Source organism: Verrucosispora sp. WMMA2121 (genome assembly GCF_027460185.1).
GTDB lineage: Bacteria > Actinomycetota > Actinomycetes > Mycobacteriales > Micromonosporaceae > Micromonospora > Micromonospora palythoicola.
Window position 1 is genome coordinate 639,137 of the sequence record NZ_JAPZBH010000006.1, and the last position, 19,527, is coordinate 658,663.

The 19,527-nt window shown below is 71.2% G+C and carries 23 protein-coding genes; 13 read left to right on the plus strand and 10 right to left on the minus strand.

Annotated elements, in window-relative coordinates; genetic code table 11:
* Positions 1 to 120 precede the first annotated feature (120 nt).
* The gene (locus tag O7605_RS11835; protein WP_007075406.1) at positions 121 to 417 is read right to left on the minus strand and encodes a DUF4193 domain-containing protein; all 297 of its coding nucleotides are present in this window, start codon (positions 415 to 417) and stop codon (positions 121 to 123) included.
* 429 nt (positions 418 to 846) lie between these two features.
* Here O7605_RS11835 and O7605_RS11840 point away from each other — a divergent pair, with 429 nt between their 5' ends.
* On the plus strand, positions 847 to 1,362 hold the full coding sequence (locus O7605_RS11840) for a LytR C-terminal domain-containing protein (RefSeq protein ID WP_269742607.1): 516 nt from the start codon (positions 847 to 849) through the stop codon (positions 1,360 to 1,362).
* Between the two features lie 42 nt (positions 1,363 to 1,404).
* Here O7605_RS11840 and O7605_RS11845 read toward each other — a convergent pair whose 3' ends face one another.
* Positions 1,405 to 2,226, minus strand: coding sequence for an inositol monophosphatase family protein (locus tag O7605_RS11845; RefSeq protein ID WP_269739237.1), 822 nt, complete (start codon positions 2,224 to 2,226; stop codon positions 1,405 to 1,407).
* A 287-nt stretch (positions 2,227 to 2,513) separates the two neighbouring features.
* Between O7605_RS11845 and O7605_RS11850 the strand changes: the two genes are divergently transcribed.
* Both O7605_RS11850 and O7605_RS11855 read left to right on the plus strand, forming a co-directional pair.
* A complete protein-coding gene (locus tag O7605_RS11850) occupies positions 2,514 to 4,115 on the plus strand; it encodes an RNA polymerase sigma factor (RefSeq protein WP_269739238.1) in 1,602 nt (533 codons plus the stop codon).
* A gap of 244 nt (positions 4,116 to 4,359) precedes the next feature.
* The gene (locus O7605_RS11855) at positions 4,360 to 4,593 is read left to right on the plus strand and encodes a DUF7455 domain-containing protein (RefSeq protein WP_093410327.1); all 234 of its coding nucleotides are present in this window, start codon (positions 4,360 to 4,362) and stop codon (positions 4,591 to 4,593) included.
* Between the two features lie 179 nt (positions 4,594 to 4,772).
* On the opposite strand, the gene O7605_RS11860 is transcribed toward O7605_RS11855, so the two are convergent.
* The 3 genes from O7605_RS11860 to O7605_RS11870 all read right to left on the minus strand — a co-directional run bounded on the left by O7605_RS11860 (position 4,773) and on the right by O7605_RS11870 (position 7,608).
* Positions 4,773 to 6,503, minus strand: coding sequence for a DEAD/DEAH box helicase (locus O7605_RS11860; protein WP_269739239.1), 1,731 nt, complete (start codon positions 6,501 to 6,503; stop codon positions 4,773 to 4,775).
* 193 nt (positions 6,504 to 6,696) lie between these two features.
* Positions 6,697 to 7,350, minus strand: coding sequence for a trimeric intracellular cation channel family protein (locus tag O7605_RS11865; protein WP_269739240.1), 654 nt, complete (start codon positions 7,348 to 7,350; stop codon positions 6,697 to 6,699).
* 39 nt (positions 7,351 to 7,389) lie between these two features.
* Positions 7,390 to 7,608: a DUF3039 domain-containing protein gene (locus O7605_RS11870; protein ID WP_093410319.1), complete on the minus strand. Its 219-nt coding sequence runs from the start codon at positions 7,606 to 7,608 to the stop codon at positions 7,390 to 7,392.
* An 88-nt stretch (positions 7,609 to 7,696) separates the two neighbouring features.
* Here O7605_RS11870 and O7605_RS11875 point away from each other — a divergent pair, with 88 nt between their 5' ends.
* Together O7605_RS11875 and O7605_RS11880 are read left to right on the plus strand one after the other, a co-directional pair.
* Positions 7,697 to 8,632: a pseudouridine-5'-phosphate glycosidase gene (locus O7605_RS11875; protein ID WP_269739241.1), complete on the plus strand. Its 936-nt coding sequence runs from the start codon at positions 7,697 to 7,699 to the stop codon at positions 8,630 to 8,632.
* A gap of 5 nt (positions 8,633 to 8,637) precedes the next feature.
* Positions 8,638 to 9,552: a carbohydrate kinase family protein gene (locus tag O7605_RS11880; protein ID WP_269739242.1), complete on the plus strand. Its 915-nt coding sequence runs from the start codon at positions 8,638 to 8,640 to the stop codon at positions 9,550 to 9,552.
* 15 nt (positions 9,553 to 9,567) lie between these two features.
* Here the strand turns inward: O7605_RS11880 and O7605_RS11885 are convergent, their stop codons facing one another.
* Positions 9,568 to 9,930 (minus strand): DUF3099 domain-containing protein, encoded by a 363-nt coding sequence (locus tag O7605_RS11885; protein ID WP_164445582.1) that lies wholly within the window; start codon positions 9,928 to 9,930, stop codon positions 9,568 to 9,570.
* Positions 9,931 to 10,040: 110 nt separating this feature from the next.
* On the opposite strand from O7605_RS11885, the gene O7605_RS11890 reads away from it, so the two are divergent.
* Together O7605_RS11890 and O7605_RS11895 are read left to right on the plus strand one after the other, a co-directional pair.
* Positions 10,041 to 10,340, plus strand: coding sequence for a hypothetical protein (locus tag O7605_RS11890; RefSeq protein WP_232511440.1), 300 nt, complete (start codon positions 10,041 to 10,043; stop codon positions 10,338 to 10,340).
* 2 nt (positions 10,341 to 10,342) lie between these two features.
* Positions 10,343 to 10,654 carry a hypothetical protein gene (locus O7605_RS11895; protein ID WP_269739243.1) on the plus strand — a complete coding sequence of 104 codons (312 nt, stop codon included), beginning with the start codon at positions 10,343 to 10,345 and terminating at the stop codon, positions 10,652 to 10,654.
* Between the two features lie 53 nt (positions 10,655 to 10,707).
* Here the strand turns inward: O7605_RS11895 and O7605_RS11900 are convergent, their stop codons facing one another.
* From O7605_RS11900 to O7605_RS11910, 3 genes are all read right to left on the minus strand, one after another.
* The gene (locus O7605_RS11900; RefSeq protein WP_269739244.1) at positions 10,708 to 11,934 is read right to left on the minus strand and encodes a low temperature requirement protein A; all 1,227 of its coding nucleotides are present in this window, start codon (positions 11,932 to 11,934) and stop codon (positions 10,708 to 10,710) included.
* 31 nt (positions 11,935 to 11,965) lie between these two features.
* Complete coding sequence (locus tag O7605_RS11905) at positions 11,966 to 12,547, minus strand: HhH-GPD-type base excision DNA repair protein (protein ID WP_269739245.1); 582 nt, start codon at positions 12,545 to 12,547, stop codon at positions 11,966 to 11,968.
* A gap of 133 nt (positions 12,548 to 12,680) precedes the next feature.
* The gene (locus O7605_RS11910; RefSeq protein WP_269739246.1) at positions 12,681 to 13,901 is read right to left on the minus strand and encodes a S8 family peptidase; all 1,221 of its coding nucleotides are present in this window, start codon (positions 13,899 to 13,901) and stop codon (positions 12,681 to 12,683) included.
* Between the two features lie 178 nt (positions 13,902 to 14,079).
* On the opposite strand from O7605_RS11910, the gene O7605_RS11915 reads away from it, so the two are divergent.
* The 5 genes from O7605_RS11915 (at position 14,080) to O7605_RS11935 (ending at position 17,443) form a co-directional block, all read left to right on the plus strand.
* Complete coding sequence (locus tag O7605_RS11915) at positions 14,080 to 15,564, plus strand: DUF7782 domain-containing protein (protein ID WP_269739247.1); 1,485 nt, start codon at positions 14,080 to 14,082, stop codon at positions 15,562 to 15,564.
* 55 nt (positions 15,565 to 15,619) lie between these two features.
* Complete coding sequence (gene dtd, locus O7605_RS11920; RefSeq protein ID WP_269739248.1) at positions 15,620 to 16,042, plus strand: D-aminoacyl-tRNA deacylase; 423 nt, start codon at positions 15,620 to 15,622, stop codon at positions 16,040 to 16,042.
* A gap of 77 nt (positions 16,043 to 16,119) precedes the next feature.
* Positions 16,120 to 16,578 (plus strand): SRPBCC family protein, encoded by a 459-nt coding sequence (locus tag O7605_RS11925; protein ID WP_269742608.1) that lies wholly within the window; start codon positions 16,120 to 16,122, stop codon positions 16,576 to 16,578.
* The gene (locus O7605_RS11930) at positions 16,575 to 16,913 is read left to right on the plus strand and encodes an ArsR/SmtB family transcription factor (protein ID WP_269739249.1); all 339 of its coding nucleotides are present in this window, start codon (positions 16,575 to 16,577) and stop codon (positions 16,911 to 16,913) included. The genes O7605_RS11925 and O7605_RS11930 overlap by 4 nt, the downstream gene beginning before the upstream one ends.
* Positions 16,914 to 17,002: 89 nt before the next feature.
* Positions 17,003 to 17,443 (plus strand): SRPBCC family protein, encoded by a 441-nt coding sequence (locus tag O7605_RS11935; RefSeq protein ID WP_269739250.1) that lies wholly within the window; start codon positions 17,003 to 17,005, stop codon positions 17,441 to 17,443.
* Positions 17,444 to 17,466: 23 nt separating this feature from the next.
* Here O7605_RS11935 and O7605_RS11940 read toward each other — a convergent pair whose 3' ends face one another.
* On the minus strand, positions 17,467 to 18,255 hold the full coding sequence (locus tag O7605_RS11940) for a sporulation protein (RefSeq protein WP_269739251.1): 789 nt from the start codon (positions 18,253 to 18,255) through the stop codon (positions 17,467 to 17,469).
* Positions 18,256 to 18,501: 246 nt separating this feature from the next.
* Between O7605_RS11940 and sigB the strand changes: the two genes are divergently transcribed.
* Positions 18,502 to 19,512: an RNA polymerase sigma factor SigB gene (gene sigB, locus O7605_RS11945; RefSeq protein ID WP_269739252.1), complete on the plus strand. Its 1,011-nt coding sequence runs from the start codon at positions 18,502 to 18,504 to the stop codon at positions 19,510 to 19,512.
* The last annotated feature ends 15 nt before the right edge of the window (positions 19,513 to 19,527 follow it).

Genomic DNA, 19,527 nt, shown 5'->3' on the forward strand with positions numbered 1-19,527 from the left:
GCCGATTCGCTCGCTCATGGCTATCGAGTCAACCAGGTTGCGCGGCGTCGCGCTCGCCGAGCCGGGCGGCGGCGACTCCACTTGGGAGTCGCCGCCATGGTCGTGGTCGTCGCCCTGCGGTCAGACGCACTCTCGGCAGATCAGCTCGCCGTTGCGTTCCACCGCGAGCTGGCTGCGGTGGTGCACCAGGAAGCAGCGGGCGCAGCGGAACTCGTCCTGCTGCATCGGTAGCACCTTGACCGTCAGTTCCTCGTCGGCAAGGTCGGCCCCGGGCAGCTCGAAGCTCTCAGCCACTTCGGCCTCGTCGACGTCCACGGCGCCCGACTGCGAGTCGACGCGCCGGGCCTTGAGCTCTTCCAGGCTGTCCTCGCCGAGGTCGACCTCGTCGCGGCGCGGAGCGTCGTAGTCGGTGGCCATCGGTTTCACTCTCCCATTTCGATGTTGTCGCTTCCGGTTGTAACGCCGGACGACGCTGTTTCGGTTCCGCTGGCCGGCTACCGCTAGTGTCGGCCACCTGACCCGACGACCGCTCGGACCAGACCGCCAGAGGATCTCCCCGGCGAGCGCGGAACCCTACCCCCCCTTTGGGCGAGGCATGTATACCGCCCTCGTGGCTGAGATGTACGCCCCTGCACGGGAAGTTGTTCCCAATGTGACTCAGGCGACACGAAGATAGGGGTAGTACTACCCCGTTCTCCGGTGGCGCGCCGGCATGTCGGACTGTTTCCACGCGACGGTCGGACACCCGTTAACCTCAGCGGCGTACCCGACGACCGACGGAACGGCCCGATGGTCGGCCGCCGCCACCCACCACTGCCCGGGAGTGACCTGATGAGCTTTGCGCGAGTGCGAGCACTCGTTGTCGTCGGTTTACTGGCGGTGGTCGCCCTGGTCTTCGTGGTCGTCGCCCTGGTCCGGGACACCCAGAGCAACGCCGGCGCCGGTGCGGGTTGTCCGGACGACTGGCCGCGCGCCGACGTCACCCTGCGCGACCACAAGGACGTCAAGATCAACGTGCTGAACGGCACGGATCGTCCCGGTCTGGCCGCCGACGTCGCGGGCGACTTCCGTAACCGCGACTTCCAGGTGCAGAAGGAAGCGACCCAGAAGAAGAAGATCGACGACGTGGCGGTGCTGCGCTACGGGCCGAAGGGAGTCGGCTCGGCGCACCTGCTGCGGGCGTACTTCCTCGGCGACGCCGAACTGGAGTACGACCCCAAGCGCGAGGACGACATCGTCGACGTGGTCCTGGGCGGCAGCTTCCAGCAGTTGGCCACCATCACCGAGGTCAACCAGTCGCTGGGCGACCTGGGTGCCCCGGTCGCCCCGCCCGGTTCCTGCCCGATGCCGGTCGACGGCTGACCGCCGGGTCTTCGAGCGGGTCCGACCGGGCACCAGGCGGCCTCAGGGGCCGCCGGAGGCGTCCAGGGCGGCCAGGCGGTCGTGCAACGCGTCGAACAGCGCCGGTGGGGCGGCAACGACCATCTCCGGCCCGGGGGCCACCCCCTTGAGCCCACCGACCCGCAGACCGGCCTCGGTGGCCACCAGCGCCCCGGCGGCCTGGTCCCAGGCGGCCAGACCCTTCTCGTAGTAGGCGTCGGCCCGCCCCTCGGCGACCAGGCAGAGATCGACCGCCGCGGCGCCGAGACGGCGGATGTCGCGCACGTGCGGAATCAGCTCGGCCAGTACGCGGGCCTGGTGAACCCGGCGGGCGGCGTCGTAGCCGAAGCCGGTGATCACCAGCGCCTGACCGAGATCGGTCTCGGTGGAGCAGTGCAGCCGCCGACCCGCCCGCCAGGCACCCCCGCCGACGGTCGCGGTCCACTCCTCGCCGGTGTGGATGTTGCGCACCACACCCGCCACCACCTCGCCGTCCACCTCCGCGGCGATGGACACCGCGCAGTGCGTCAGGCCGTACAGGTAGTTGACGGTGCCGTCGATCGGGTCGACGATCCACCGCACCCGGGCACGCGGGCCGTCGCCACTGGCCGCGGCACCGTACTCCTCGCCCAACACGGCGTCATCCGGCCGCAGCCGGCGCAGTTCGGCGGTGATCTGACGCTCCACGGCCCGGTCAGCCGCGGTCACCACGTCGGTGACGGTGCTCTTGGTCGCCGCGACCGAGACGCCTTCGGTCCGCATCCGGTACGCGGTGGCCGCCGCGCCCCGGGCCACCTCGATCGCGATCTCCAGCAGTTGCGGTGGCGGTGGCGCCGCGCGCTCCATATCCGTTCCCTTCCCGCACGGCCAGGTATCCGGCTTCCGCGCGGGTATCATCCTTACAAAGTCCAAAAGCGCACCGAATCGGCGGTCCCGACCGCCGATCAGCCGTGCGGCGCAGGATGATCGCCGCAGACGGCGTTACAATTCACCCCTGCCCACGCGCCACGGGCCGCCCGACAACCGGCCGGCCCGGGACACGGGGGTTCCTCAACCACATCGCCCGGCGCGGTGCCCTACGCTGCGTCGGACGAACCCGGCCGTGCTCGCTCTTCGCCTCCGGAAGGTCATTCGTGACAGAACCCCGCCAGACCGGCGCCGACGTTCGCTCGCTCACCGACACTTTGATCGCCCACGCGCAGAGCGCCGGCGGCCAGCTCACGTCGGCCCAGCTCGCGCGCACCGTCGAGTCCGCCGAGGTGACTCCGGCCCAGGCCAAGAAGATCCTGCGGGCGCTTTCCGAGGCCGGGGTGACCGTCGTGGTCGACGGCTCGGCCAGCACCCGCCGCCGGGTCGCCGCCGCCCGGTCCGCCACCCCCGCGTCCCGGGCCACCACCGCCAAGACCACCAAGAAGGCGGCCGCGCCCGCCCCGAAGCAGGCGCCTGCGGCCGAGGAGGCATCGGCACCGGCACCGCGGAAGGCGACCTCCCGCAAGGCGGCCGGGACCACCGCGGCAGTGGCCGCCAAGGCCGCCGCGCCGGCCAAGAAGTCCACCCGGGCCACCAAGGCGACGGTGGCCGCCGCGGCGGGCGCGGCGAAGCCGGCCAACGCAGCCGAGGGCGAGGCGGCCGAGGGCGAGGTCAATCCGGAGGAACTCGCCGCTGAGATCGAGGACGTGGTGGTCGAGGAGCCGGCGGAGCTGGCCCAGGCCGCCGCGGCCGACGCGGCGAACTCCGCCACCGACAACGACTTCGAGTGGGACGACGAGGAGTCCGAGGCGCTCAAGCAGGCGCGTCGGGACGCCGAGCTGACCGCCTCGGCGGACTCGGTCCGGGCGTACCTCAAGCAGATCGGCAAGGTCCCGCTGCTCAACGCCGAGCAGGAGGTGGAGCTGGCCAAGCGGATCGAGGCCGGGCTCTACGCCGCCGAGCGGCTGCGGGCCGCCGACGAGGGCGAGGAGAAGCTCGCCCGCGACATGCAGCGCGACCTGCTGTGGATCTCCCGGGACGGTGAGCGGGCCAAGAACCACCTGCTGGAGGCGAACCTCCGCCTGGTCGTCTCGCTGGCCAAGCGGTACACGGGCCGGGGCATGGCCTTCCTCGACCTCATCCAGGAAGGCAACCTCGGCCTCATCCGGGCCGTGGAGAAGTTCGACTACACCAAGGGCTACAAGTTCTCCACCTACGCCACCTGGTGGATCCGACAGGCCATCACCCGCGCCATGGCCGACCAGGCCCGCACCATCCGCATCCCGGTCCACATGGTCGAGGTGATCAACAAGCTGGGCCGGATACAGCGCGAGCTGCTCCAGGATCTGGGCCGGGAGCCCACGCCGGAGGAGTTGGCCAAGGAGATGGACATCACACCGGAGAAGGTGCTGGAGATCCAGCAGTACGCCCGGGAGCCCATCTCGCTCGACCAGACCATCGGTGACGAGGGCGACAGCCAGCTCGGTGACTTCATCGAGGACTCGGAGGCCGTGGTCGCCGTCGACGCGGTCTCGTTCTCTCTGCTTCAGGACCAGCTCCAGCAGGTGCTGCAGACGTTGTCCGAGCGTGAGGCGGGTGTGGTACGTCTGCGGTTCGGGCTGACCGACGGCCAACCGCGTACCCTGGACGAGATCGGTCAGGTCTACGGAGTGACCCGCGAACGGATCCGGCAGATCGAATCCAAGACGATGTCCAAGCTCCGGCATCCCTCGCGTTCCCAGGTTCTCCGGGACTACCTCGACTGATCAGCATCCGTCAACTGATCGTGCCGTTTTGACCACCTGGCGTACAACGTCGGATGGTGATCAGGTGGTTGCACGAATGTGATCGTTGACGTGGCACCCTGGGTGCACGGCACACTATCCGTGCCAGGTGTGACCTCGGTCCCCCGCGGGCACACAGGGAAGGCGAGGCCCGACAAGGGTGTTGCACGATAGGTGACCAAGACCGAAGAGAGTGTTCATCGGTGACGACCAGAGGAGGAAGGCGATGACCCCGACCCTCACGCCGCCGCCCGAGACGGTGAGCCCCCCGGCCGCCGATGAACGGTGCGACCGCTGCAATGCCGCCGGCAAGCTCCGGATCACCCTGGCGGGTGGCAGTGAGCTGGTGTTCTGTGGGCACCACGCCAACAAGTACGCCGAGGATCTCGTCAAGATCACCGTGCGGTACGCGACGGACCCGGAGTTCACCTGGCGCGGCGCTGACCTGATGGCCAACTGAGGCCTGAGCGACCGACACAAGCCGGCCGGAGACACCCACAGGGTGTCTCCGGCCGGCTTTTCCATGCCCTGGCCTTGGTGGACCAAGAGGTTCGCGTCCCGAAACCGCCCCCACGATGACGGGGCGGCGGGGGCCGTCCGGTGCCCATGGAGGGGGTGGGGTCGGTGGGGTGGGCGGTGTCAGAGGGTCTGGACGGTGGCTATGCGTTCTTCCAGTTGCTCAATGGTGGCCTGGGCGCTGGGTGGGCCGCCGCAGATCCGGCGCAACTCAGCGTGGATCTTGCCGTGGGGCTGGCCGGTGCGGTGGTGCTGGGCCGCGACCAGGGCGTTGAGCTGGCGGCGTAGGGCCACCCGGCGCTGGGCGGCGCTCATCGGTGCCGGCGGAGCGGACGCTGGCGCCGCGGATTCCGTCCTTCGCTCGGTCGCCCGACGTCGCTGGGCAGCGAGCTGGTCGGCCTGTCGTTTGGCGAGCAGTGACGCCACCTGTTCCGAGGTGAGCAGCCCGGGCAGGCCGAGATACTCCTCCTCCTCGGGGGTGCCGGCCTGGGCCGCCGTACCGAACGAGGCCCCGTCGAAGATCACCTGATCCAGTTCCGCCGTGGCGGACAGCGCGGCGAAACGCTTCTCCAGTTCACCGCTGGCCTGCTCGTCGCGCTGAGCCCGGTCCAGCAGTTCGTCGTCGAAGCCCTCGCGGTCCTTGGGTTTGCCGAGCACGTGGTCCCGCTCGGCCTCCATCTCACTGGCCAGCCCGAGCAGGTGCGGCACGCTGGGCAGGAAGACCGACGCGGTCTCCCCCGGGCGTCGGGCCCGGACGAAGCGCCCGATCGCCTGCGCGAAGTACAACGGGGTGCTGGCACTTGTCGCGTACACACCGACGGCCAGCCGGGGGATGTCGACGCCTTCGGACACCATTCGCACCGCGACCAGCCATCGTTGCTCGGACGCCGCGAACGTCGCGATCCGGGCCGAGGCACCCGCGTCGTCGGAGAGCACCACGGCCGCCCGCTCCCCAGTCACCTGCTCGATGAGCCTGGCGTACGAGCGGGCCGTCTGCTGGTCACTGGCGATGACGAGGCCGCCCGCGTCGGGCATGCCCGCCTCCCGCAGCACGGTCAGCCGGGCGTCGGCCGCCCGCAGCACCTGCGGCATCCAGTCGCCCGCCGGATCCAGGGCGGTACGCCACGCCTGGGCGATGAGATCCTGCGTCATCGGTTCGCCCAGCCGGGCCGCCAGTTCCTCCCCGGCGTTGGTCCGCCACCGGGTCTCACCCGAGTACGCCAGGAACAGCACCGGCCGTACCACGCCGTCGCGCAGCGCGTCGCTGTAGCCGTAGACCGAGTCGGCCCGGGAACGCAGCAGGCCGTCACCGCCCCGCTCGTAGCTGACGAACGGGATGGGGTTGTCGTCGGACCGGAAGGGCGTACCGGTGAGCATCAGCCGGCGTACCGCCGGCTCGAAGGCCGCTTTCACCCCGTCCCCCCAGGTACGCGAGTCACCGGCGTGGTGGATCTCGTCGAGGATGACCAGGGTCCGGCGGGTCATGGTGCGCCGCCGGTGCACCTGCGGTGCCATTCCGACCTGCGCGTAGGTGACCACGGCACCGTGGAAGTCGGCCGAGGAGTGCAGGTCGGCGTTGCGGAAGGCGGCGTCGAGTTGGATGCCCACCCGGGCCGCCGCCTCCGCCCACTGGGTCTTCAGGTGTTCGGTCGGCGCGACCACGGTGACCGCCTCGACGCTGCCGTCGGCGAGCAGTTCGGCGGCGATGCGCAGGGCGAAGGTGGTCTTTCCGGCCCCGGGGGTGGCGACCGCGGTGAAGTCCTCAGCCCGACGGCGCAGGTACTCCACCAGAGCCTTGCGCTGCCAGGCGCGGAGGGATGGAAACGTGTCGAGCGCCGGCGTCCGGACTGCCACCCGTTCGCTCCTCTCCGGCCACGGAATGTCCCGGCCGCAGGCCGGCGGGCCCGGGCCGGGGGGCACGGCGGTCGCCCCACGAAAATGCCTCCGCGCAGCCGAGCCGCGAAGGCCGACTCAGCATAACCAGCGGCCGCCCGGCCGCCCACGCGACGCCACCCCCCTTACCGGGGTGCCGTGCGCCACTGCCGGCTCACTCCGGCGGCGGCCCCGACAGGCCGGTGCGGGGTGGTCGCACCGTCGCCACCGGAGCCGACCAGCGCCGACGCAGGGCCACCAGGCGTACGCCGAAGACCAGCACCACGGCGACGGTGAGCGGGATCGGCCCGGTGTGCCCGAGGCCGTGGAGGAGCACCACCACGATCGAGCCGACGAGCGACGCGACCGCGTAGATCTCCCGCCGCAGTACCACCGGAATCTCACCGGTGAGCAGGTCGCGGACGAGTCCTCCACCGATCGCGGTGATCATGCCGATCAGGCAGGCACCGACCGCCGGGACCTGGGCGTCGAGGGCTTTGAGGGTGCCGGCGACGGTGAACAGGCCGAGCCCGGCCGCATCAAGCACCAGGACGGTGGTGCGCAGCCGGGCGAACTGTGGATGCAGCCAGAAGATCGCTGCGGCGGTCACGGCGGCGGTACCCGCGTAACGCCAGTCGGCGAAGGCCAACGGCGGAACCTCGTCGATGACCAGGTCCCGGACGATCCCGCCGCCGAGGGCGGCGACGAAGCCGACGAAGACCACGCCGAAGAGGTCGAGCCGTTTGGCCACCGCCGCAGAGGCGCCCGAGGCGGCGAAGACCGCGACTCCGGCCAGGTCAGCCAGGAGAAGGGCGGTGGAGGTGGTCACCGCCGCAGGTTACGCGGGCCGCCGCGCGGACCGAGGGCGTCACTCGCGGTACGAGTCGTAGATCTCCTTGCACTTCGGGCAGACCGGCGAACCCGGTTTGGGCGTCTTCGTCACCGGAAACGTCTCCCCGCACAGCGCCACGACGAAGGTGCCCATGACGGCACTCTCGGCGATCTTTTCTTTCCGGACGTAGTGGAACATCTCCGGACCGGTGTCGGCGTCCTTCAGCTCGGGACGTTCGAGGATCTGTGTACTCACGTCTGCACCTCCAACCGACAAGTCTGGCAGGTCACCCGCACCCGGTCCACCTGAGGTGACCCGGAGGGCGGGCGTACGGTGAGCGATTGTGACCGACTTTCATCTTCGCTACGGCACCGAGGTGGCCCGGGCCCTGCGCGAGCAGGGGCCCGTGGTCGCGCTGGAGAGCACCATCGTCTCGCACGGCCTGCCCCGGCCGGACAACCTCCGGGTGGCCCGGCAGATCGAACAGGCCGTCCGGGACGCCGGGGCAGTGCCGGCCACCATCGGCATGGTGGCCGGCGAACTCGTGGTCGGGCTCGACGACGCCGAACTGACCCGGCTGGCCACCGCCGACGGGGTGACCAAACTCTCCGTCCGCGACCTCGCGGTGGCGGCCGCATCCGGCGCTGACGGCGCCACCACCGTGGCCGCGACAAGTGCCGTGGCGGCCGCGGCGGGCATCGGCGTGTTCGCCACCGGCGGGCTGGGCGGGGTGCACCGCGAGGCGGCGCAGACCTTCGACGAGTCCGCCGACCTGGTCACCCTGGCGCGTACGCCGATCGCGGTGGTCTGCGCCGGGGTGAAGTCGATCCTCGACGTGGGCGCGACCCTGGAGCGGCTGGAGACCCTCGGGGTGGCCGTGGTCGGCTACCGGACCCGCCGGTTTCCGGGCTTCTTCATCACCGACGGCGGCTTCGACCTGGACTGGTCGGTCGACTCCCCGGAACGGGTCGCCGACGTGCTGGCCGCCCGCGAGCGGCACCGGGCACACCATGGCGGGCTGATCGTCGCCAACCCGCTGCCCACCGACGAGCAGCTCGACCCGGACCTGCACGACCGTACCCTCACCGAGGGTCTCGCCCGGCTGGAGCGCGACGGGGTGACCGGCAAGGCCGTCACGCCGTACCTGCTGGCCCACTTCCACTCCGCGACGCAGGGTGCCAGCCTGGCGGTGAACGTCCGGATCATCCTGCGCAACGCCGACCTGGCCGCCCGGATCGCGGTCGCCGCGGCCCAGCGCCGGGTCGACGCGTCGGCGTGACCGGGGTGACCGAGAACGACAGCGGCGGTACCGGCCGGGTCCTGGTCGTCGGCGACGTGGTCACGGACGTGGTGGCGGTGCTCTCCGGACCGTTGGCGTCCGGCTCCGACACCCCGGCGGCGATCCGTTCCACCGGTGGCGGCCAGGCCGCCAACACCGCGTCCTGGCTGACCGCCCAGGGCGTACCGGTGACCCTGGTGGGCGCCGTCGGCGACGACGGCGCCGGGCGTGACCGGGTGGCGGAGCTGACCGCGGCCGGAGTCGACTGCGCGGTGGACGAGATCGCCGGGTCCGCCACCGGCACGGTGATCGTGCTGACCGCCGGCGACGAACGCACCATGGTCACCGAGCGTGGCGCGAACGTACGGCTGCGTCCCGACCACGTGGACGCGGCGCTGTCCGACGCGCCGGACGCCACGCACCTGCACCTGTCCGGGTACACCCTGTTGGACGCGGGCTCCCGACCGGCCGGCCTGCGGGCACTGGCCGGCGCCCGCGAACGCGGCCTCACCACGAGCGTCGACGCGGCTTCCGCGGCACCGCTGCGGGCGGTCGGGGCGGCAGCCTTTCTGACCTGGGTACGCGAGGTCGACCTGCTGCTGGTCAACGTCGACGAGGCGACCGTGCTGGCCGGTGGACTGGAGCCGGCGGCGCAGGGCCGGGCACTGCTCTCCGTGGCCCGCCGGGTGGTGGTCAAACGCGGCGGGGCCGGTGCCGTCTGGGTCGATCGGGACGCCACGATCGTCACCTCGGCGGCGCACCGGGTGGCGGTGCGGGACGTGACCGGGGCGGGTGACGCCTTCGCGGCAGGCCTGCTGCGTGCCTGGCTGGCCGGGGCGGCACCCGATGCCGCCCTGGCCCGGGCCGTCGATCTCGGTGCCGCGGCGGTGGCGCAGGTCGGGGCCCGACCGGTTCGTTGAGCCACGCCGGGCGGGTCAAGGCTCCGCGTCGATGACCTTGTGGGGCCGCTCCTCGGCGGCGAGGCTCATCGGAGGCGGTGCCGCCTCGGTGGCCGAACGCGACGAGAAGCGGTTGGCGAGGCGGTGACGCTCCTTGGGCGGCCGGTCGTTGGCCAGCAGTACCGCGAGCCACGGGATGAGCACCATGCCCAGCGCGACCAGCGGCAGCCAGAGCCAGAGCAGTGGTGCCCGCACCCCGACCAGGATCGCGCCGACGATCACGCAGGCGACGCGGACACCCATCATCACGACGTAACGCCGCTGCCGGCTGGTCAGTTGATCATCCTGGCTGCGGGCGGCGTCGGTGATGAGGATCGGCTGGTACGCCTGGCGCTTCACCCGTGGTACCTCCTCCGGAGGGGTCGCATCCCATCCTGTCACTCCGACCGGGCGGGCGACGAGCTTCGACGGCCCCGAAATCCGTGTTACGGCCGTGGTACGCTCGCCGCGTGGGCAGCAGGTTCAGCTTCACCGACGAGGCGCTGGCCAATCTGCGGGTCTACGACGTCACGCCGGGGGAAGTCTGGGAGGCGCTGCACAGCGGCCGGCGGGTGATCCGCCACCTCGGCGACGACGTGATGGTGGTCTACGCCCCCACTGCCCGCGGACGCCGGGTGGCGGTGCTGCTGGCCGAGACCGACGGTGCCGACAACGACTGGGACGTCCTCTCCGCCCGCGAGTTGAGCGACGTCGAGGCCAAACGCTACGACGAGGCCGTGCGGAATTCTCCGGAGACGAGGAGGCGGTGACGATGAACCGTCACGACGCGATCAAGCAGTTCCACGGCGGCGGCGACCGGATCGCCGATCTGATCGACGAGAGCCAGGCGGTGGGCCTGCCCACCCCCGACACCGAGACTCCGATGGTCAGCCGATCCGTCCGGCTGCCGCTGGAGACCTACGAACGGGTCCGGGCCGCCGCCGAAGCCCGGGGCATCGGCGTGACGACGCTGATGCGGCAGTGGATCGAGACGGGCCTGGCCGACCTGGACGACTCGGCGACCGTCTCGCTGGCCGACGTCCGGCGGGCCATCGCCTCGCTGGCCCATCCGAGCGCTGCCTGACGGGATCATCGACCACCCCTCGGCGACCCGCGCGGCGGTCCGCGGCGCGCGGGTCAGGTCGGGAAGTTGGCATCACCCGGATCCGGACGGTCCAGCGGAGATGCCGATGGCTCCATCGGCTGGTCACGAGCACGCAACCCGTCCACGACGGCTACCAGGGCCAGGCCGGCCGCGACCACGGACAACGCCAGCATCGGCGTGCCGAGCAGGAGCAGCGGAGCGGACCCGAGCAACGCCAGCATCATCAACACCCGGCGGCGGGAGACCCGGGCGAAGATCTCGTACTCGAAACGGGCCCGCCCCAACAGGAACAGGGTCGGCCCGCCGACGATGAAGACCAGCCACGCCGGCTCGACCCGGTCGAACGGTTTCACGATGACCAACTCGTAGCCCACCCCGGTGAGCAGTACGCCGAGCACCATGACCAGGTGCGTGGTGGAGGCGGAGGCACCGAGCCGACCGGGCGACCGGGCCAGCCGCAGCGCCTCGACGAGCAGGTGACCTGCCCGATGGAAGTAGATCCGCCAGAGCAGCGCGGTGGTGAGGAAGGCGACCGTGAAGGCCGCCGCCGCGAGCTGGCCGAACCCCTCGCCGCTGTAGGTGATCCCGATGACCAGGACCGTCTCGCCCAGCGCGATGAGGAAGATCTGCTGGTAGCGCTCCGCGATGTGCTCCCCGGCGATCCGCCAGGCCGAGACCGGCGCCCGCCCCAGCACGGGCACCGGCCAACCCAGCAGGTAGCCGGCCAGATCGATGGTGATGGCCAGCGCCCACAGCCCGAACCGCAGGTCGGCGGGCCCGAGCGCACCGGCCAGCCAGAGCACCCCCGACGCTGCCGCCCAGGCGGCCAGCCGCCACGGCACGGTGCGGCGTGGATGCCGACCCAGCACGGCGGCGATGATCAGCGGTCGGCCGATCACCGTCACCAGATAGGCCATGACGAACGCCAGCGCCCGCTCCTCGAACGCCCGGGGCACGGCGACGGCCATCACCAGGCTGCCGAGCATGGTCCCGACCACGACGAGTTGGATCGTCAGGGCGTCCGGCTCGTATCGGCTGGTGACCCAGTTGATCAATGTCCAGACGTGCCACAGGGCGAGGAAGAGGATCAGGGTCTCCAGGAAGCCCAGCACGGTCAGCCCGTGCTCGACCTCGCCGATGAAGCGGACCGAGACCCGGGTGAAGGCGAAGACGAAGGCCAGGTCGAGAAAGAGTTCCAGGAAGGTAGTCCGCGCTGTTCCGTGCCCACCACGCAGCAGCGCGCCGCCCCGCTGCGCCATCGACCGCCCCCTGCCGTCGTCGGCGGCCCGGTCAGTCCCCGCGTGCGCTCGCCTTCGCCGCCGCCTTCACCTGCTGTTTGTACTCCCGAACCAGGCGCAGTGACTCGGCATCGGTCACATCCGCGACGGACCGGTGAGCGTCCGGATCACCGTAGTGGCCCGCGGCCTCCCGCCAACCCGGCGGTTGCACCCCGAACCGCTTGCCGAGCAGGGCGAGGAAGATCTGGGCCTTCTGCCGACCGAATCCGGGCAGGGCGGTGATCCGCCCGAGCAGCTCGCGGCCGTCGGCCGGGTCCGCCCAGAGCCGGGCGGCGTCGCCGTCGTAGCGCTCGACCAGCACCCGGCACACCTCCTGCACCCGGGCCGCCATCGCCTTGGGAAAGCGGTGCAGCGCGGGTGGTTGGGCGAAGATCGCCACCAGGGCCTCCGGATCGAAGCCGGCCAGTTCCCGGGCGTCCAGGTCGTGGCCGAGCCGCTGGGCCAGCACGTACGGCGAGGAGAAGGCCTTCTCCATCGAGACCTGCTGGTCGAGAACCATGCCGACGAGCAGGGCCAGCGGATCGCGGGCCAGCAGCTGGTTCGCCTGCGGGTCGATGGGCAGCGCGAGCGTCATGCCCTCATCCTGCCCGTACGCCGGTCGGGACGGGCACTGACACCCCTTCCGGACCGACCGGTCGGGACACGACGTGACGCGGCCCGGCGGATCGGTTCGCACCGTCCGCCGGGCCGATCACGCGGGGTGTGGGTCAGTTGACCACGAACAGCAGGCGGTTCGGCGAGCCGCTACCCGGGCTGGTCACCACGCCGGTGGTGGCGTTGTTGACCAGGTAGCTCTTGACCTGGGCCGGCGAGTAGGACGGGTTGGCGCCGAGCACGAGCGCGGCGGCACCGGCCACGTGCGGCGAGGCCATCGAGGTGCCGCTGATCGTGTTGGTGGCGCTGTTGCTGGTGTGCCAGGCCGACGTGATGCTCGAACCCGGCGCGAAGATGTGCACGCAGGAGCCGTAGTTGGAGAAGGAGGACCGGGCGTCGGTGCTGGTGGTCGAGCCGACGGTGATCGCGGTCGAGGTCCGGGCCGGCGAGTAGTTGCAGGCGTTGGCGCTGGAGTTGCCCGCCGCGACCGCGTAGCTGACGCCGGAGGCGATCGAGTTGCGCACCGCGTTGTCGATGGAGGTGCTGGCGCCGCCACCCAGGCTCATGTTCGCCACGGCCGGCTTCACCGCGTTGGCGGTCACCCAGTTCACCCCGTTGACCACGCTGGTGGTGGTGCCACCGCCGGAGCAGTTGAGCACCTTCACCGCGATCAGGCGGACCCCCTTGGCCACACCGTGGGTCGAACCGCCGACCGTGCCGGCGACGTGGGTGCCGTGGCCGTTGCAGTCGGTGTTGTTGCTGTCCACGGTGTTGGTGCCCCAGGTGGCCCGGCCGCCGAACTGGCTGTGGGAGGTCCGGATTCCGGTGTCGATGATGTACGCCCGCACGTTCGACGCGGTGTTCGGGTAGGTGTAGGTGGTGCTCAGCGGCCGGTTGCGCTGGTCGATGCGGTCCAGGCCCCAGGTCGCGTTGGTCTGGGTCGCCTGGATCGTGACCACCTGGTCCTGCTCCACGTAGGCCACCGCCGAGTTGGCGGCGAGCCGGGCCGCCTGGGCGGCGGTCATCTTCGCCGCGAAACCGGTGAGCGCGGCGCTGTAGGTGTCGGAGACACTGCCTCCGTACCGCTTGACCAGGGCACTGGCCCGGTCCGGAACGGCAGAGCGAGCCGTCGACGAACCGGCGGCACCGACGGCGTCGGTGCGCAGGACGACCAGGTAGCTACCGCTGACCGCGTTCGACGCGCCGGCGCCACGGATCTCGCCGGTGGGTGCGGCGACCGCCGCGGTGGTGCCGGCCGCCGAGACGGCCGCCGCGGTGGCGACGACGGCGAGCGCCCGGATGAGCTGCCGCCGCGCGGTGGACCCTGAGGACATCGTGCCTCCCTTACCTGGGCGGCCGACCGGGCTTCTGGCCGGGCGGTCCGCACCCTGGACTGAGTTGGAGGGAATGCTAGCGTTAGATCGACGAATATGACATAGATGTCAGTAGATTTAACTTCCGATGTCACGGGCGGTGGTCTCCGGACCCGACGCCACCAGGCAGGATGACGGTGTGGACGGACATGACATGCTGCTCTCCCGCGCCGGCATCGAAGCGCTGCGGACCGCGCTGACCCGGGCGGGCTTCACCGCGAACGGCATCGCCGCCCGGCTCGGCCCGCAGGCGACCGGCGGAGTCGCCCGCAACGACTTCCGAGCCGCGCTGCGCGCCACCGCCGACCGGGACCCCCTCGCGACCCTGATCCGGATCTTCATCTGCGAGCAGACCGAGCCGGAGGCGGCGGTGGCCGCCGCGCTGGCGCCGCTGCCACTCACCGACGCCCTCGAGGCGGGGATCGTCGAACGGCACGGCGACGGGCTGCGGATGGGGCTGGACCTGGAGCCGTACGGCGACGACTGGTGGGTCCTCGCGGATGTGCCGGCCAGCGCCCGCCCCGGCCGCCCGCTGCACGCCGAACACGTGCTCGGCATCGGCGGTGCGACCCAGACGATGATCGGGGCGGCCGTCCGACGGCCGGTGGACAGCGCGCTGGACCTGGGTACCGGCTCGGGCGTGCAGGCACTGCACCTGGGCACCCACGCGCGGCGGGTCACCGCCACCGACGTGTCCCGGCGGGCGCTGCGCTTCGCCGCCACCACCGCCGCCCTCAACGGTCAGGACTGGGAGTTGCTGCACGGCGACCTGGTGGCCCCGGTCGCCGGCCGGCGGTTCGACCTCGTGGTGAGCAACCCGCCGTTCGTGGTCGGGCCGGGCACGACCACCCACGTCTACCGCGACTCCGGTCGGGTCGGCGACGCGATCGGCGCGGAGCTGGCCGCCGCCGCCCCGGGCCTGCTCACCGCAGGCGGCGCCATGCAGTACCTCGCCAACTGGGTGCACGTCACCGGCGAGGACTGGGGCGAGCGGGTCGCCGGCTGGTTCGCCGGCACCGGCCTGGACGCCTGGGTCATCCAGCGCGAGGTCGCCGACCCGATGGCGTACGTCAACCTGTGGCTGACCGATGTCGGGGAGGCCACCGACCCGCAGCGGATGGCCGACTGGCTCGACTGGTTCGACGCGCACAAGGTGGAGGCGATCGGCTTCGGCATCGTCTCGCTGCGCCGCAGCGACCGCGCCGACCCGGTGCTGCGGGTGGAGGGCCTGCGCCAGCGGGTGCAGCCACCGATGGGCGATCGGATCGCCGACTGGTTCGACCGGCAGGACTGGCTGCGCGGTCGCGACACCGACGGGCTGCTGGCCGCGCGGTATCGCGCCGCCGACGGGCTGCAACTGCGCCAGGAAGCGACGATGGGCGCCGACGGTTGGGGGGTGGACCGGCAGGTGCTCGCCCTGCCCGACGGACTGCGCTGGACCGAGGAGATCGACCCACTGGTGCTCGCGCTGGTGGGCGGCGCCGACGGGCGGTTGCCGCTGCGGGACCAGTTGGCGCTGCTCGCCGTCGCCCACGACGTGGCCGTCGACGAGCTGGCCGAGGCGGCCGGGCCGATCGTGGCACACCTGGTGGAGCGGGGCTTCATCGCGCCGGTGCAGCCATGAGCCGCCCGATGCCCGCACCGCCGGCAAGCGGTCGCGCGTCGGTGGTGGTGGCCTGATGCGGGCCGTGGTGCAGACCGTCGGCCGGGCCAGCGTGACCGTCGCCGGCGAGGTGGTCGGCGCGGTCGACGACGGGTTGCTGGTGCTGCTCGGAGTCACCCACAGCGACACGGCCGAGATCGCTCGGACGATGGCCCGCAAGGTGCACGAGCTGCGCATCCTGGACGACGAGCGGTCGGCGGCGGAGATCGGCGCGCCGATCCTCGTGGTCAGCCAGTTCACCCTCTACGGCGACGCCCGCAAGGGCCGCCGCCCGAGCTGGACCGCGGCCGCCCCGGCCGAGGTGGCGGAACCGCTCGTCGAGGAGACGATCCGGGCGCTGCGCGAGCGAGGCGCGACGGTCGAGACCGGCCGCTTCCGCGCGCACATGCTGGTGGAGAGCGTCAACGTCGGTCCCCGCACCATCCTCCTCGACCTGTAGCGCAACTAATTGTTGCGCGTTCCGCCGACACCTCCTAGAGTCATACGCAACCAACGGTTGCAGGTATGGAGGAGCGCATGGAGTACGGCAGCATCGAACGCGAGATCCACATCGACGCCACGCCCGAGGTGGTCTACGAGGTCGTCACCGCGCCCGAACACCTGCGGCAGTGGTGGCCGGACGATGCGGACCTCGAACCGGTCCCCGGCGCGACCGGGACGATCACCTTCGGCGACACGCCGAACACCCAGGTCGTGCCACTGACCGTGGTGGCGGCCGACCCGCCCCGGCGTTTCTCGTTCCGGTGGGTGTACGACGATCTCGCCGTCGCGACGCCGACCAACTCGCTCCTGGTGACCTTCGAACTGGTCCCGTCGGGCACCGGGACGCTGCTGCGGCTCACCGAGACCGGGTTCCGGGAGCGGGGCTGGCAGGCGGCCGTGCTCGAAGAGCACTACCGCGACCACGTCACCGGCTGGGACCACTTCCTGCCCCGCCTCGTCGACTACGTGGCCCGGCTGGTGTCGACTCGATGAGTGTCGGTGTCGACGACGACCTCTGGTCCGCCGTCGGGGACCCGACCCGGCGGCGGATGCTCGACCTGCTGCTGACCGACGGCGGCGGCACGGCGACCACGCTGAGCGAGCAGCTGCCGGTCACCCGGCAGGCGGTCGCCAAACACCTCGGCGTACTCGGCCGGGTCGGCCTCGTCCACGGCACGCCGTCCGGCCGCGAACGCCGCTACGAGGTCGACGAGGCACAACTCGCCCGCGCGGTTGCGCAACTGTCGGCGGTCGGCGCCACCTGGGACGCGAGGTTGCGACGGATCAAGCGGATCGCCGAGGCGATCCAGCGCGACCAGCAGAGCTGAGTCCACCCACCCGACCGCCGCCACGTCCGTGGCGGCGCGATCCAGCCTGCCCATGTCCGGGCGTCATCACTCAGAAACGAGGTATCGAGATGTTGGACATCCTGCACCGGGTCGGCGTCACGTCGGCTCCCGAGGACGTCTACCGGGCCCTGACCACTGTCGACGGGCTCGCGAACTGGTGGACCGAGGACACGGGCGGCGACGGCGACGTCGGCGGGGTGCTCCGATTCCGGTTCATCCCCGGTGGCTTCGACATGAAGGTGCTGGAGAGCCGGCCGGCCGAGCTGGTGCTCTGGGAGGTCGTCGACGGCCCCGAGGAGTGGATCGGCACCCGGGTCCGCTTCGAGCTGAAGCGGGAGGACGACTTCACGATCGTGCTGTTCCGGCACGAGGGTTGGCGCGAGCCCGTGGAGTTCATGTACCACTGCAGCACCAAGTGGGCGATCTACCTGATGAGTCTCAAGCGGCTGGTCGAGACCGGTAAGGGTGAGCCCGCGCCGCACGACGTGCAGATAAGCAACTGGCACTGAGGTACGGCGCGGGATCGCGGAGTTCAGCCGAAGAGGCCGCGGCGTTGCAGCGACTGACGCAGCCAGCCGTCGAGCTGGGCGGCAAGGTCGGTGTTGGCCGCCGAGGCGTGCTCGACGGCGAAGCGACCGAAGACGTCGCGGCCCTCGGTGAACAGTCCGCCCCGCTTGTCCAGCTCCAACACCACCTGCACCTGCCGAGGGTCGGTGACGAAGGTGACCTCCAGCTGCTTCATCGCGCCCGCGTACTGGGGCGGCGGGTAGAACTCGATCTCCTGGTAGAACGGCAACGTCTGGTGGACGCCGTAGATGTGCCCGCGTTCCACGTCGGCACGGGAGAACCGGAAACCGAGCCGTAGCAGCGCCTCCAGCAGTCGCTCCTGGGCCGGCAGCGGGTGCACCGCCACCGCGTCCAGGTCGCCCTTGTCGACCGCGCGGGCCACCTCCAGTTCGGTACGCAGACCCATCGTCATGCCGTGCAGGTGCTGCCCGTACAACTCGGTGAGCGGGGTCTCCCACGGCACCTCGAACCGGAACGGGACGTCGTAGCGCTGCCCCGCCTCCAGCCGGAACGGGCCGGTGACCTGCTGGCGCTGAAACTCCTGGTTGGTGGTGTACTCGTTGTCCCCGCTCTCCACCTCCACCCGGGTGAGCAGCCCCAGTGCCACGTAGGACACGTCGACCCCGTGGTCGCCGCCGGTGACCGCGATGCTGCCCTCCAGGTGGCCGCCCGGCCGGCAGTTCGGATTCGACAGCACCGTCTCCACCGACGGACCACCGACTCCCATCGCCTGCATGAGCCGTTCGAACACCACGATTGCCTCCGTCCGTCGATCGCCCGCATCCGAGCCGGTACGCCGGCCCGACGGCCGACCGCTGGCACGGTAACCGGCGCCGACAAGCCCGACCGGCCGAACCGCCGAGCCACCGAGTGCCGGCTCGGAGACTGTCGGTTCCCCGATCGCCTCACTCCCGTTTTACGCCCCGACCGCCAAGCTGTTTGTCACCGGCGCGACTGGCCGGCGGACACGGCACGGACGTGGACACGGGGAGAGACTGAGATGGCCCAGCAGATGACGGAGCACCGGACGCACGCCGGCACCGAGGCGGAGCACGGCGTCGACACCCTGACCGACCTGGACGCCACCGACGAGCGCGGCGTCTCCACCGACCTGGTCCGGGCATACCTCAACGGAATTGGTCGGACGAAGTTGCTCACCGCCGTGCAGGAGGTGGACCTGGCGAAGCGGATCGAGGCCGGCCTGTTCGCCGAGGAGAAGCTCAGCACCTGCACCCCGGTCTCCGAGGAACTGCGCGCCGACCTGGAACTCGTCGCGCGGCAGGGCCGGGCGGCCAAGAACCACCTGCTGGAGGCGAACCTGCGGTTGGTGGTCAGCATCGCCAAGCGGTACACCGGTCGGGGCATGGCCTTCCTCGACCTCATCCAGGAAGGCAACCTCGGCCTCATCCGGGCCGTGGAGAAGTTCGACTACACCAAGGGCTACAAGTTCTCCACCTACGCCACCTGGTGGATCCGACAGGCCATCACCCGCGCCATGGCCGACCAGGCCCGCACCATCCGCATCCCGGTCCACATGGTCGAGCAGGTCAACCGGATGGTTCGCGCCCGCCGGGAGCTGGCGGTGTCGCTGGGCCGGGAGCCCACGGTCGCCGAGGTGGCCCGCGCGCTCGACGTGCCGGAGTTCCAGGTGATCGAGCTGATCTCCTACGACCGGGAGCCGGTGAGTCTGGACCAGGCTGTCGGCGAGGACGGCGAGAGCGCCCTCGGTGACTTCGTCGCCGCCGTCGACCCGGCCGCCGGACCGGGGGACGCCGCAACCCAGGGCGAACTGCGCAACGAGGTGAGCATCGTGCTGGCCACGCTCTCGCAGCGCGAGCAGGCCGTGATCCGGTTGCGGTTCGGCCTCGACGACGGCCGGCAGCGCACCCTGGACGAGGTCGGCCGCGAGTTCGGCCTCTCCCGGGAACGGATCCGGCAGATCGAAAAGGTGACGCTGCTCAAGCTGCGGGCACCGGAGCGAGCGCAGCGACTGGAGGCGTACGCCTGCTGAGCTGAGCGTTCGGCC